The following is a 13,707-nucleotide window of genomic DNA, read 5'->3' on the forward strand; positions in this document are numbered from 1 at the left end:
TGCAAACAGCCAGCCCGTTCGCGGGCTGGCTTTTTTATGCACGCCTGTATTCTGTGCATTCAGCCTGACACCCGGATACGGCCCATGACCGATACGCCAAAGCCTCCACGTAAAAAGCCTAAACGCGAAAAGCACCAGCGTCAGGCAAAGCCCGCCACGCCGCCGGTAAAAGCCACATTGCACCCGCGCAACCGCCATCAGGGCCGTTACGATTTCCCGGCGCTGATCAAGAGCAGTCCGGAACTGGCCGAATTCGTCATCCTCAACCCCTACGGCAAGCAGAGCATCGACTTTGCCAACCCGGCGGCGGTGCGGGTATTCAATCGGGCCTTGCTCAAGGCGCAGTACCGCATCGCCCATTGGGATATTCCTGCCGATTACCTGTGCCCGCCGATTCCCGGGCGCGCCGACTACCTGCACTTTCTCGCCGACCTGCTGGCCGAACATAACCAGCAGGTAATCCCGCGTGGCGCAGCGGTCAAGGTGCTGGATGTCGGCACCGGCGCCAACTGTATCTATCCGTTGCTGGGCCATGCCGACTACGGCTGGCACTTCGCAGGCTCGGAGATCGACGCCAAGGCGCTGGCCGCCGCCAACACCATCGTCAAGGCCAACGGCCTGGGTAAAGCCATCAGCCTGCGCCAGCAGAGCAACCGCCAGCACATCCTGAGTGGCCTCCTCGACAGCACCGAGCGCTTTGACCTGAGCCTGTGCAACCCGCCCTTCCACGCGTCTCTGGAGGAGGCCACACGCGGCAGCCAGCGCAAATGGCGGGCACTGGGCAAGGCCGACCCCAAGCGCAAGCTGCCGGTGCTCAACTTTGGCGGCCAGGCGCAGGAGTTATGGTGCGAAGGCGGCGAGATCGGCTTTGTCACTCGCCTGATCGACGAGAGCGCGCAGATACCTGAGCAGGTGCTGTGGTTCAGTACGCTGGTGTCCAAGGCTGCGAACCTGCCGGAGATTCAGCACCGGCTGAAAAAGATTGGCGCCTTTGACGTTCGGGTCGTGGAGATGGGTCAGGGACAGAAGCAGAGCCGCTTCGTGGCCTGGACCTTTCATGATGCAGCCGAGCAGGCCAAATGGCGTGCAGAGCGCTGGGCGTCCAACTGACGCCCACAAAAAAGCCGTGCGGGGCAAACCCTGCACGGCTTTTTTACAGCAAGCCTGAGCTTACTTGTTGATCGAGTCGGTCAGCACTTTGGCTGGAACGAACTTGACCACTTTCTTGGCAGCGATTTCGATGGCAGCGCCAGTCGAAGGGTTGCGGCCGGTACGCGCTGGACGCTCGGTGACTTTCAGCTTGCCAATACCTGGCAGAGTGATTTCAGCACCGTTTTCCAGTTGATCAGCAACGATCTGGCCCAATTGCTCCAGAGCGCTACGCGCTGTGGTTTTCGGCGCGTCGATAGCTTCTGCGATATCGGCGATCAACTGGTCTTTGGTAAGAGCCATGTGGTGTTCCTTCCCTATAAAATTCATATGGATTGCAGAGTGCAACGTCGGCCATTGGCAGCCACGATCAATCGCGAAGTTGTAGATACTGAAACCATGATTTGGTTCGCCAGCACGTGCACAAACTGCATGCCTGACGCGCTGGAGTGCGCAAGACCGCGCAAAACTAGCACAGAGCCGGGCAAATATCCGCCTCTGGCTATCCTTTTGGTCAGGTTTTGCGGCCTTTGGCGCAAAAAAAGCCACTCAAAAACCCCAATTGGATGAAAAACAGCCACATCGGCCATTTATCGCGACCCTGCGGTACACTGGCCGCCTTGCCACGAGCCGCACCGCTCTTCACTTTCCCGAGCCGAGAAATCCATGCCGATCCGTCATTGCATCGTCCACCTGATCGACAAGAAACCCGACGGCACGCCTGCAGTCCTGCACGCACGCGACAGCGAACTGGCCGAGTCGGCGGCCATCGAAAACCTGCTGGCCGACCTCAATGAAAGCTATAACGCCAAACAGGGCAAAGCCTGGGGGCTGTTTCACAGCGAGTCGGGCGCCTACCCCTTCAGCGGCTGGCTGAAAGAGTACCTGGACACCAGCAAGGACTTCACCGCCTTCACCCGCACCGCCGTCGAGCACCTGCAAAAACTGATGGAAGAGTCCAACCTGTCGGTCGGTGGCCATGTGCTGTTCGCCCACTATCAGCAAGGCATGACCGAGTACCTGGCCATCGCCCTGCTGCACCACAGCGAAGGCGTGGCAGTCACCGACTCACTCGATGTCACCCCGTCGCGGCATCTGGACCTGGGCCAGTTGCACCTGGCGGCGCGCATCAACATTTCCGAGTGGCAGAACAACAAGCAGTCCAAGCAGTACATCTCGTTCATCAAGGGCAAGAACGGTAAGAAGGTCTCGGAGTATTTCCGCGACTTCATCGGCTGCCAGGAAGGCGTCGACGGCCCCGGCGAAACCCGCACCCTGCTCAAGGCGTTCAGTGACTTTGTCGAAAGCGAAGACCTGCCCGAAGAGGCCACCCGCGAAAAGACCAAGGCGCTGGTCAGCTACGCCACCAGCCAGAGCAAACTGGGCGAGCCCATTGCGCTGGACGAACTGTCGGAGCTGATCGACGAAGAACGCCCGCAGGCGTTCTACGACCATATCCGCAACAAGGATTACGGCCTGTCGCCCGAGATTCCGGCCGACAAACGCACCCTGAGCCAGTTCCGCCGCTTCACCGGTCGCGCCGAAGGCCTGTCGATCAGCTTTGAAGCCCACCTGCTGGGCGACAAGGTCGAGTACGACGAAGCCGCCGGCACGCTGATCATCAAGGGCTTGCCGACCCAGCTTACCGACCAGTTGAAACGACGCTGAGCCGATGCTGCAACGAACCCTCAAGAAAGTCGCGCTGATCCTGCTGGTGGTAGTGATCTACCAGAACTGGGGCAGGATCGAACACGTCATCAATCCGCCCACACCTGAGCAAGCACAACGCTACAGCCAGGCGCGGGTGGTGATGTATTCGACCGAATGGTGCGGCTACTGCAAGCAGGCACGGCGCTTTCTGGACAGCAAGGGCATCGTTTTCACCGACTATGACATCGACACCAGCGTCGAAGGCCGCAAGGCCTACGAAGCGCTGGGCGGACGCGGTATTCCGATGCTGGATGTCAACGGTACCCTGCTGCGCGATTTTGCCCCGGAGCAGATCGAGGCAGCGCTGAAATAACTAGCGTTTCTCGATCTTGAACCCCAGCCGCGGGAAGTGCACATGCACGACCCCGGCGCGAGGGTCTTCGCGGCGCAGAATCAGCTCTTCACGGCCTGCGAACACCAACTCCCCTTCCACGCCATCAACACCGTAATCGATGGCCGAGATCACCACCTGATCACCCGCCTTGAAGCCGTTAGGCTCGGTGAACACTTCGTTCGGCACTTCAACCGGGGTGGTATTGGCAGCCACTTCGATGGCTTCTTCTGCACTCAGCGCACTAAAAGCGCCGTGACCAAAACCTTCGACACGTTTGAGCCAGGCGGCTACGGCGGGATACTCGTCCACCGTCGGCGCGGTAATCGGGGTCTGGCGCAGAAACCACAGCGGATGAGCCACAGAGAAATCGGCAATCGATGGCTCGCCGAACAGGTAATCGCCATTGCGCTCCAGCTGTTGCTCCAGCCGCGACATGAAGGTCGGCCACTGGTGCAAGGCTTGCGCAAGCGGCAACCGCGATGCCGAACCACCGGCAAACAAAGCGGCACGGTCGGCCTTGAAGGCTTCGACCGCTTGCGGGGGCAGTCTGGAAAACCGCAGCGCCATGGACTCTGGCTGAAACACCTGACTGACCGCATGCTGAAACAGGTTCACATCCGCCCAGGCCGCCAGCGCGGCGACAGCGAACTCCTGGCCTTCGGGGTAGAACGCCGGCGTGGCCTTTTCCTGCTCCAGGCGCCGGGCAATCAGCGCAGTGTCGCAATAGATGTCTGACCCCACTTGCAGCACCGGCGTCTTGCGGTAGCCGCCGGTCAGTGCAGTGAGGTCGGGCTTGGGCATCACGGCGGGAATGAATACCGAACGCCAGGACAGGCCTTTGTAGCCCAGCATCAGACGGGCTTTTTCGGCGAATGGCGAGGCGGGGTAATGGTGCAGGATCAGCTCGGACATGCTCGGTTCCTTGCTTGGACGGAAGTCCTGAGCTTATCCCTCCTGTCGCGAATCACAAGCAGAAGCCGCCAGGGCTTCCTTGGCACTCTTGCGCAACTTCTTGATCAGCCGCTCATGGCGCAATGCTTCACCCTTGCTCGGCCACGCTTCTACGTACACCAGCGCCACCGCAGGACTCGAATGAAAATAGCGCGCGCCCTTGCCGCGCTGATGAGCAATGAACCGTCGTTGCGGGTTGTCGCTGATGCCGCAGTACAGCGAGCCGTTGGCCGCGCGCACCAGGTAGACGTACCAGGGCTTTGGCGGCGTTTCGCCCACCAGAACTTCAGCCACGCCGTTTCTCAGCGAATGCCTTGAGGCCTTTGTGCGCCTGGGCGCGTATGGCGTTCTGCACCAGCGGTGTCCAGCCCAGCAGCAGGCCCTTGGTGCCCAACGCCTGACGCGACCAGCGCCACAGGTCGAACTGGTCGTGGTGCTCGATTATCTTGCCGTCCCTGAACACAAAACGTGCCTGGATATCGTTGATCACGGTACGCCCGGTCTGGCTGAACAGATAGGTCGCCACCCAGTGCGCACTGCCGCTCCGGTCATCGGCGCGCACCTGGTCGAACACCACCGAGAAGTCTTTCGCCCGCGCGGTGAGCATGCGCCACATGTCACTGGCCTGTTGTCCACGCAAAGTGCCAAATACCGGGTCGCTGAACAGCACGTCGTCGCTGTAGCAATCCGCCATGGCCTCGGCATCGAGTTGCTGAAAGGCCTCGTAGAAACGGCTGATCAATGCGCTGTTGATCTGACTTTGTTGTTCGTAATCCATGCTGGCAGGCGTCCCGGAGAAAGTTGACTGCACGATAAGCGGCAATTGGCCTGTCTGCCAACTGCCGCATGCAGGCTCACGGCGTATCGTGGCTGACCTGGACCTGACGCGCACGCCCGGCACCCAGCCCGGCGATGATCGCACCCAGGCCCAGCAGGCCGAAAATCCAGCCGATCGGCCCCCAGGTTCCCGTGGCATCGTGCACCACGCCGACGGCGAATGGCCCGATAGAGGCGACTGTATAGCCGATGCCCTGGGCCATGCCCGACAGGTTGGAGGCCACGTGCGAGTCGGCCGAGCGCAGCACGATCAGGGCCAGCGCCAGGCTGAACGTGCCGCCCTGACCGACACCCAGCAGGATCGCCCATCCCCACAGTCCTTCGACAGGCGCATACAGGCAGCCGAACAGACCGGTCAGGGTCATGCCCATGACCACCACGATCGCCAGGCGTTGATCCTTGCCACGGGTCGCCAGCCAGGGGGCACTCAAGGCGCTGACCAGTTGGCAGATGATCGAGCCGGAGAGCAGCAGGCCGGCCTCGGTCGGGTTCAGGCCGCGGCCGATCAGGATCGAGGGCAGCCAGCCAAAGACGATGTACGACAGCGAAGACTGCAAGCCCATGTACAGGGTCACTTGCCAGGCCAGCGGATCACGCAACAGGCCGCGCACCTTGACCATACTGCGCTGTGTGCCATACAACTGGCGTGTCTGCGGCCACCAGAACAGCGCGGCGAGCAACGCCGGAATCACCCAGAACGCCAGGCTGGCGTCCCAGCGCTCACCGAAGGCATGGCTCAGCGGCACACTGGCGCCAGCCGCCAGTGCCGCGCCCAGGCACAGCGCCATGGTGTAGACCCCGGTCATGGCGCCTGCACGGTTGGGAAAATCGCGCTTGACGATACCCGGCAACAGCACGCCGATGATGCCAATACTGGCACCGGCCAGCAGGCTGCCGGCAAACAGCCCTACTTCGCCAAACAGGCTACGCAGCCCGATACCGAGCGCCAGGGTAAACAGAATGCCCAGTACGACCCGCTCACTGCCAAAACGCCGTGCCAGCCATGGCGCCAGCGGCGCAAACAGACCAAGGCACAACACCGGCAAGGTGGTCAGCAAGCCGGCCTTGGCCGCCGACAGCCCCAACGCCTGCGACACGTCATTGAGCAAGGGCGCCACACTGGATAGTGCCGGACGCAGGTTGATGGCCACCAGCACCAGGCCCAGCAGCAACAGCCAGGTACGGATGCGTGGAACAGCCTTGCCGGTACTGGCATCGATCAAGGTATCGTCGGTCGGTGAAGGGTCGTGCGGTGGCTTGGCGGTCATTGAATCCTCAGGTCTCAGGTGTCGCCCCCGTCGCAGGGAGGGGCGCGTATCCTGTTGGAGAAGAATGAGGATTACAAGGTTCAGCACAATTGCAGGGGCGCGGCAGCACGCGGCGCACGAATAAAAAAACCGGACGCGAGGTCCGGTTTTTTATCTGCATCACGCCTGGATCAATGAATGATCTGGCTGAGGAACAGACGGGTACGGTCGCTTTGCGGGTTGTCGAAGAAGTCGTTTGGCGCGGCTTGTTCGACGATTTCACCCTTGTCCATGAAGATCACCCGGTTGGCCACGGTACGGGCGAAGCCCATTTCGTGGGTCACGCACAACATGGTCATGCCCTCTTCGGCCAGGCTGACCATGGTGTCGAGTACTTCCTTGACCATTTCCGGGTCGAGTGCCGAGGTCGGCTCGTCGAACAGCATGATCTTGGGCTTCATGCACAGGGCGCGGGCAATCGCCACACGCTGTTGCTGACCACCGGACAACTGGCCAGGAAACTTGTGCGCCTGCTCCGGAATACGCACACGCTCAAGGTAGTGCATGGCGATTTCTTCGGCCTGCTTCTTCGGCATCTTGCGTACCCACATCGGTGCCAGGGTGCAGTTCTGCAGAATGGTCAGGTGCGGGAACAGGTTGAAGTGCTGGAACACCATGCCCACTTCACGGCGGATGGTTTCGATCTGCCGCAGGTCGGAGGTCAGTTCGGTGCCATCGACAATGATGCGCCCCTGCTGGTGCTCTTCCAGACGGTTGATGCAACGGATGGTGGTCGATTTGCCCGAGCCCGATGGCCCGCACAGCACGATACGCTCACCCTGACGCACATTGAGGTTGATGTCCTTGAGCACATGGAACTGGCCGTACCACTTGTGTACACCTTCCAGACGAATCATACCTTCGGCGCCCAGCGGCTTTTTGACTGCTTCACTCATCACGAAACTCCTAACGCTTGTGGCCAGTGTCCAGCTTGCGCTCCAGATGCATGGAGTAGCGGGACATACCGAAACAGAAAATCCAGAACACCAGGGCCGCGAAGACATAGCCTTCGGTGGCCATGCCCAGCCAGGTCGGGTCGGCCGCAGCCTGCTTGACGCTGTTGAGCAGGTCGAACAGACCGATGATGATCACCAGGCTGGTGTCCTTGAACAAGGCAATGAAGGTGTTGACGATGCCGGGGATCACCAGCTTCAGGGCTTGCGGCAGAATCACCAGACCCATCGAGCGCCAGTAGCCCAGACCCATGGCCGCAGCGGCTTCATACTGGCCCTTGGGAATGGCCTGCATACCACCACGCACCACTTCGGCGATGTAGGCCGACTGGAACAGGATCACACCGATCAGTGCACGCAGCAGCTTGTCGAAGTTCATGCCTTCAGGCAGGAACAACGGCAGCATGACCGAGGACATGAACAGTACGGTAATCAGCGGCACACCGCGCCAGAACTCGATGAACGTCACGCAGACGACTTTCACCGCCGGCATGTTCGAACGCCGTCCCAGCGCCAGCAGGATACCCAGCGGCAAGGCCCCAACGATACCGACGGTGGCGATGACCAGGGTCAGCATCAGGCCGCCCCACTGGCTGGTAGGCACGGTGGTCAGACCGAACGCGCCGCCATGCAGCAGGTAGAAGGCGATGATCGGGTACAGCACCAGAAAACCCAGGCCGTAATGGAGCTTGCGCTCGAACGCCTTGATGAACAGTGGCGCGATACCGACGATGGCCAGGATCACGGTCAGGTCGACACGCCAGCGTTGGTCGCCGGGGAAGTAGCCGTACATGAACTGGCCAAAGCGCTGCTCGATGAACACCCAGCATGCACCGGCCTTGGTGCAGTCGGCGCGCGTGGTGCCGACCCAGTTCGCATCCAGAATGGCCCAGTTGAGGATCGGTGGCACAATCAGCCACACCAGATACAACGAGAACAGGGTCAGTACGGTGTTGAACCAGCTGGAGAACAGGTTACTGCGCATCCAGCCAACCACACCGACGGTGGATTTTGGCGGTGCCAGATTGGGTTTGAACGTATGTGTACTCATGCGCGTTTCCTCACCGCTCGATCAGCGCAATGCGCTTGTTGTACCAGTTCATCAACAGGGAAATGCTGATGCTGATTGCCAGGTACACGCTCATGGTGATGGCAATGACTTCGATCGCCTGCCCGGTCTGGTTGAGTACCGTGCCAGCAAACAGCGAAACCATTTCCGGATAACCGATACCGGCGGCCAGCGAAGAGTTCTTCACCAGGTTCAGGTATTGGCTGGTCAATGGCGGAATGATCACCCGCAGTGCCTGGGGAATGATCACCTTGCGCAGGGTAGGACCCGGACGCAGGCCCAATGAACGGGCAGCTTCGGTCTGGCCATGGCTGACCGACTTGATGCCGGAACGTACGATCTCGGCGATGAACGCCGCTGTATAGACCGTCAGCGCCAGGGTCAGCGCCAGCAGTTCAGGGATCAATACCCAGCCGCCGACGAAGTTGAAGCCACGCAGTTCAGGCATTTCCCAGTGCACAGGCGCACCGGCAATCAGGATGCTCAATGCCGGAATCACCAGCATCAGGCCAAGGCCTGCCCAGAACTTGTGGAAAGGCTCGCCGGTCAGCTCGAAACGCTTGTTGGCCCAGCGGACCATGACCACGGTGGCAATCACGGCCACCACCAGGCTGACCAGGAATGCTGTCATGCCTTCGGCCACCAGGGCACGCGGCATGTTCACACCACGGCTGCTGACATAGAACATGTCGAGGTAACCATGGGCGTTGCGTGGACCGGGCAGGGTCAGGAAGACCGCAAAGTACCAGAACAGGATCTGCAACAGCGGCGGGATGTTACGGAACACCTCGACGTAGACAGTCGCCAGCTTGTTGACCATCCAGTTGGGCGACAGACGAGCGATACCGATGCTGAAACCCAGCAGCGTCGCCAGAATGATGCCGATGAACGATACCAGCAGCGTATTGAGCAGGCCGATCAGAAAGACGCGGGCATAACTGTCGGCTTCGGTGTAGTCGATCAGGTGCTGGGCAATACCGAAGCCCGCACTGCGATCGAGAAAGCCGAAACCGGAGGTGATACCACGATGTTCAAGGTTGGTCTGGGTGTTGTCGAACAGGAACCAGCCCAGGGAGACCACCGCCACGATGGTGATGATCTGGAATAGCCAGGCGCGCACTTTGGGGTCGCTCAGGGTGAGCTTTTGTTTGGGTGCGTCGATATGTTTTTGCATGAAATGCCCCGGAAAAAATGGAACGGTGCAAAGCACCCGGCAGCCTGTTCAGGCAGCCGGGTGCAGGGTCAAATCAGCGAATCGGAGGAGCGTACTGAATGCCGCCGTTGTTCCACAAGGCGTTCTGGCCGCGCTTGATCTGCAGCGGGGTGTTCTCGCCCAGGTTGCGCTCGAACACTTCACCGTAGTTACCGACCTGCTTGACGATTTTCACCACCCAGTCTTTCGGCAGTTTCAGGTCTTTGCCGTACTCGCCGTCGGCGCCGAGCATACGGGCAACGTCAGGGTTTTTGGTCGACTTGGCTTCAGCTTCGACGTTCTTGGAGGTCACGCCCGCTTCTTCGGCGTTGAGCATGGCGAACAGGGTCCACTTGACGATGGCCAGCCATTCTTCGTCGCCTTTACGCACGACCGGACCCAGTGGCTCCTTGGAGATCACTTCCGGCAGAACCACGTAGTCCTTCGGATTGGCCAGCTTGCTGCGTTGTGCGTAGAGCTGCGACTGGTCGGAGGTCAGCACGTCGCAACGGCCGCTTTCCAGCGACTTGGCGCTTTCGTCGGAGGTGTCGAAAGTGATCGGGGTGTACTTCAGGCCATTGGCGCGGAAGTAGTCGGAAACGTTCAGCTCGGTGGTGGTACCGGCCTGGATGCACACGGTGGCGCCGTCCAGTTCTTTGGCGCTTTTAACGCCCAGCTTGTTGTTTACCAGGAAGCCGATGCCGTCGTAGTAGGTCACGCCGGCGAAGGTCAGGCCCATGCCCGAGTCACGCGAGCTGGTCCAGGTGGTGTTACGCGACAGCACGTCGATTTCGCCCGATTGCAGCGCGGTGAAGCGCTCTTTGGCGTTCAACTGGCTGAACTTGACCTTGGTGGCGTCACCGAATACGGCAGCGGCTACAGCGCGGCAGACATCAGCGTCGATACCGGTGATAACGCCTTTGGCATCAGGAACGGAGAAGCCTGGCAGACCATCGCTGACGCCGCACTGTACGAAGCCCTTTTTCTGGACTGCGTCAAGCGTTGCACCGGCATTGGCGACACCGGTCATGCCCAGTGCTGCGAAAGCGGTCACGACCGCCAGGGTGGATTTCAACATCTTCATTCATAACCTCCAGTTTGCTCTTTGTTGTGTGGGAGCTTCAGTCACGTCGCACCCTTGTGGGGCAGTAACGACCCGTGCTGGCTTTTTTTTGGGTCGTGCGACGTTGGGTCCGTTTGTGAAACCATTACCCGCCGTCTCGCGGACCAAAGCCCCATGATTTTTTCCGTATCGTTAAAACGGAATGAATCGTGACGTGAATCCTGTAGCTGGGATTCGCGTGCTGCGCCGACCAGTGATAGCCAAATAGTGTTACCGGACGACGTGAGCGCTCTGACTCCGCTTTCTCCATAGCAAAGCGCGTACCAGACTGCTGGCTGATTCGATAAACCAACAGGTCAAGTACAAAAGTTGTAACCTTGCGACATCTTCGTTCAGATTTGAATGGACCGCGCCAGGTCCAGCACTCATTAAATGCACGGTTGATACCGTAGCGCACCAAACTGGAGCAACCATGACTCAACCTTTGATACTTGAGCCCGCCACACAAGCCGACGCCTGTGTCATCTGGCTGCACGGCCTGGGTGCCGACCGCACTGATTTCGAGCCTGTGGCCGAGGCTTTGCAGGAGTCGCTGACCAGTACCCGTTTTGTGTTACCCCAGGCGCCCATGCGTGCCGTCACCATTAATGGTGGCTATCAGATGCCAAGCTGGTACGACATCATTGCCATGAGTCCTGCGCGGGCCATCAGCCACGAAGAACTGGAAGTGTCGGCGCAAACCGTCCTCGACCTGATCGAAGCCCAGCGCGACAGCGGCATCGACCCGGCACGGATCTTTCTGGCCGGTTTTTCCCAGGGTGGCGCGGTCGTGCTGCACACAGCCTATCGCCGCTGGCAGGGGCCTCTGGGTGGTGTACTGGCCTTGTCGACCTACGCGCCGACCTTCAATGAACAGATGACCATTTCGGCCAGTCAGCAACGAATCCCGGCCTATTGCCTGCACGGCTACCACGACGAAGTGGTGCTCAATGCCATGGGCCGCACGGTCTATGAGTACCTCAAGTCGCTGGGCGTCAGCGCGCAATGGCAGGAATACCCGATGGGCCACCAAGTGTTACCCCAGGAGATTTCCGATATCCGCGCCTGGCTGACCGACAAGCTGCGGTAACACCGTTGCTTAAAGCGGGGTTTGTAGCCTTGTATGGATGACACTACGCCGAGTACCCAACTTGCTTTACACTGCTCGGCGTACATTCCTTGACCAATTGACGAGATGACCGTGCTCAAAGCACTCAAGAAGATGTTCGGTAAAAGCGAGGCTGAGCCGCTCGCGCCCCTTCCGATCACATCGACCCCCGCTGCAGTGATTACCGGCGATGCCCTCCCCGTCCAGCCTGTTGCTGTGATACCGCCTCCTTCTTCTTCGCCCTTGCCTGTGCAACCAGCCGTTGCCAAGCCGCCACGGGCCGAACGCCCGCGCCGCGAACGACCGCCCAGGCCGGTCGACACCTGGAAACCCGAAGACTTCACCGTCGAGCCACAGGAAGGCAAGACCCGCTTCCATGACTTCGACCTTGCTCCTGAACTGATGCACGCCATCCACGACCTGGGCTTTCCTTATTGCACCCCCATTCAGGCCGGCGTGCTGGGTTACACCCTCAAGGGCCGCGATGCCATTGGCCGGGCACAGACCGGCACCGGCAAGACCGCGGCCTTTCTGATTTCGACCATCACCCAGTTGCTGCAGACCCCACCGCCCAAAGAACGCTACATGGGCGAGCCGCGTGCGCTGATCATCGCGCCCACCCGTGAACTGGTGGTGCAGATCGCCAAGGATGCGGCCGACCTCACCCGCTACACCGGCCTGAACGTGATGAGCTTTGTCGGCGGCATGGACTTCGACAAGCAACTCAAGCAGCTTGAATCGCGCTATTGCGATATCCTGGTCGCCACACCGGGCCGTCTGCTGGACTTCAACCAGCGCGGCGAGGTGCATCTGGACATGGTCGAGGTGATGGTGCTGGATGAGGCCGACCGCATGCTCGACATGGGCTTTATCCCGCAGGTGCGCTCGATCATCCGCCAGACACCGCACAAGGGCGAACGCCAGACCCTGCTGTTCTCGGCGACCTTCACCGATGACGTCATGAACCTGGCCAAGCAATGGACCACGGACCCGGCCATCGTCGAGATCGAAGCCCAGGGCGTGGCCAACGCCAACGTCGAGCAACACGTCTATGCCGTAGCGGCCGCCGACAAATACAAGTTGCTCTACAACCTGGTCACCGATAACGGCTGGGAACGGGTAATGGTCTTTGCCAACCGCAAGGACGAAGTACGCCGCATCGAAGAACGCCTGGTGCGCGATGGCGTCAATGCCGCCCAACTGTCGGGCGACGTGCCGCAGCACAAGCGCATCAAGACCCTGGAAGGTTTTCGCGAAGGCAGGATTCGCGTGCTGGTGGCCACCGACGTGGCCGGGCGCGGGATTCACATCGACGGCATCAGCCATGTGATCAACTTCACCCTGCCCGAAATGCCCGACGACTATGTGCACCGCATTGGTCGCACCGGTCGGGCAGGCGCCGATGGCGTGTCGATCAGTTTTGCCGGCGAAGACGATTCTTACCAGTTGCCGGCCATCGAAGAGAAGCTGGGCCGCAAGATCAGCTGCGAAATGCCGCCGACCGAGCTATTGCGTGCCGTAGAACGTAAACGCCCCTGACGTTTACGTGTCCCAACGCCGGGCGGCCTGCTGGTCGCTCACGCGGCCCTCGACCCAGCGCGGGCCCTCTGGGGTATTTTCCCGTTTCCAGAACGGCGCACGGGTTTTCAGGTAATCCATGATGAACTCGCAGGCCTCGAATGCGGCCTGCCGATGGGCACTGGTAACACCGACGAACACGATCGGCTCGCCCGGCTGCAAATCCCCTACCCGATGCAGCACCTCAACGCCCAACAATGACCAACGCTCGCGGGCCTGCTCGACGATTTTGTCCAGAGCCTTTTCAGTCATGCCCGGATAATGCTCCAGGAACATGCCCGAGACGTCCTGGCCGTCGTTGAAATCGCGCACATAGCCAACAAAACTGACCACCGCGCCCACTCCCCGGTTGGCGGCGTGCAGGGCATTGACTTCGGCACCTGGATCGAAGGCGCTTGCCTGAACCCGAACGCTCAT

Annotated in this window: 15 protein-coding genes; 5 read left to right on the forward strand and 10 right to left on the reverse strand. The window is 60.3% G+C overall.

Annotation, left to right across the window (positions count from 1 at the left end; translation table 11 throughout):
* Positions 1-84: 84 nt before the first annotated feature.
* Positions 85-1,110 carry a 23S rRNA (adenine(1618)-N(6))-methyltransferase RlmF gene (gene rlmF / locus ACYP2A_RS00725; protein WP_459741829.1) on the forward strand — a complete coding sequence of 342 codons (1,026 nt, stop codon included), beginning with the start codon at positions 85-87 and terminating at the stop codon, positions 1,108-1,110.
* 60 nt (positions 1,111-1,170) lie between these two features.
* Here rlmF and ACYP2A_RS00730 read toward each other — a convergent pair whose 3' ends face one another.
* The gene (locus tag ACYP2A_RS00730; RefSeq protein ID WP_459741831.1) at positions 1,171-1,452 is read right to left on the reverse strand and encodes an HU family DNA-binding protein; all 282 of its coding nucleotides are present in this window, start codon (positions 1,450-1,452) and stop codon (positions 1,171-1,173) included.
* Positions 1,453-1,815: 363 nt separating this feature from the next.
* On the opposite strand from ACYP2A_RS00730, the gene yejK reads away from it, so the two are divergent.
* Together yejK and ACYP2A_RS00740 are read left to right on the forward strand one after the other, a co-directional pair.
* Positions 1,816-2,817: a nucleoid-associated protein YejK gene (yejK, locus tag ACYP2A_RS00735; protein WP_459741832.1), complete on the forward strand. Its 1,002-nt coding sequence runs from the start codon at positions 1,816-1,818 to the stop codon at positions 2,815-2,817.
* Between the two features lie 4 nt (positions 2,818-2,821).
* Complete coding sequence (locus tag ACYP2A_RS00740) at positions 2,822-3,172, forward strand: glutaredoxin family protein (RefSeq protein WP_459741834.1); 351 nt, start codon at positions 2,822-2,824, stop codon at positions 3,170-3,172.
* On the opposite strand, the gene ACYP2A_RS00745 is transcribed toward ACYP2A_RS00740, so the two are convergent.
* From ACYP2A_RS00745 to ACYP2A_RS00780, 8 genes are all read right to left on the reverse strand, one after another.
* Positions 3,173-4,105, reverse strand: a complete 933-nt coding sequence (locus ACYP2A_RS00745; RefSeq protein WP_459741836.1) for a glutathione S-transferase family protein — start codon at positions 4,103-4,105, stop codon at positions 3,173-3,175.
* 33 nt (positions 4,106-4,138) lie between these two features.
* Positions 4,139-4,438 (reverse strand): GIY-YIG nuclease family protein, encoded by a 300-nt coding sequence (locus ACYP2A_RS00750; protein WP_459741838.1) that lies wholly within the window; start codon positions 4,436-4,438, stop codon positions 4,139-4,141.
* Positions 4,431-4,922: a nuclear transport factor 2 family protein gene (locus ACYP2A_RS00755; protein WP_459741840.1), complete on the reverse strand. Its 492-nt coding sequence runs from the start codon at positions 4,920-4,922 to the stop codon at positions 4,431-4,433. Before ACYP2A_RS00755 ends, ACYP2A_RS00750 begins: the two co-directional genes overlap by 8 nt.
* A 76-nt stretch (positions 4,923-4,998) precedes the next feature.
* Positions 4,999-6,249 (reverse strand): CynX/NimT family MFS transporter, encoded by a 1,251-nt coding sequence (locus ACYP2A_RS00760; protein ID WP_459741842.1) that lies wholly within the window; start codon positions 6,247-6,249, stop codon positions 4,999-5,001.
* 170 nt (positions 6,250-6,419) lie between these two features.
* Positions 6,420-7,184, reverse strand: coding sequence for an amino acid ABC transporter ATP-binding protein (locus tag ACYP2A_RS00765; protein WP_459741843.1), 765 nt, complete (start codon positions 7,182-7,184; stop codon positions 6,420-6,422).
* A 10-nt stretch (positions 7,185-7,194) separates the two neighbouring features.
* Complete coding sequence (locus ACYP2A_RS00770; protein ID WP_459741846.1) at positions 7,195-8,292, reverse strand: amino acid ABC transporter permease; 1,098 nt, start codon at positions 8,290-8,292, stop codon at positions 7,195-7,197.
* A gap of 10 nt (positions 8,293-8,302) precedes the next feature.
* Complete coding sequence (locus ACYP2A_RS00775; protein ID WP_459741848.1) at positions 8,303-9,484, reverse strand: amino acid ABC transporter permease; 1,182 nt, start codon at positions 9,482-9,484, stop codon at positions 8,303-8,305.
* 73 nt (positions 9,485-9,557) lie between these two features.
* On the reverse strand, positions 9,558-10,586 hold the full coding sequence (locus tag ACYP2A_RS00780) for an amino acid ABC transporter substrate-binding protein (protein ID WP_459741849.1): 1,029 nt from the start codon (positions 10,584-10,586) through the stop codon (positions 9,558-9,560).
* A 451-nt stretch (positions 10,587-11,037) separates the two neighbouring features.
* Between ACYP2A_RS00780 and ACYP2A_RS00785 the strand changes: the two genes are divergently transcribed.
* On the forward strand, positions 11,038-11,694 hold the full coding sequence (locus ACYP2A_RS00785) for an alpha/beta hydrolase (RefSeq protein WP_459741851.1): 657 nt from the start codon (positions 11,038-11,040) through the stop codon (positions 11,692-11,694).
* 105 nt (positions 11,695-11,799) lie between these two features.
* On the forward strand, positions 11,800-13,251 hold the full coding sequence (gene rhlB / locus ACYP2A_RS00790) for an ATP-dependent RNA helicase RhlB (protein ID WP_459741852.1): 1,452 nt from the start codon (positions 11,800-11,802) through the stop codon (positions 13,249-13,251).
* 3 nt (positions 13,252-13,254) lie between these two features.
* Here rhlB and moaE read toward each other — a convergent pair whose 3' ends face one another.
* Positions 13,255-13,707 (reverse strand): molybdopterin synthase catalytic subunit MoaE, encoded by a 453-nt coding sequence (moaE, locus tag ACYP2A_RS00795; protein ID WP_459741854.1) that lies wholly within the window; start codon positions 13,705-13,707, stop codon positions 13,255-13,257.

The sequence above is a fragment of the Pseudomonas sp. 3A(2025) genome (assembly GCF_054589175.1).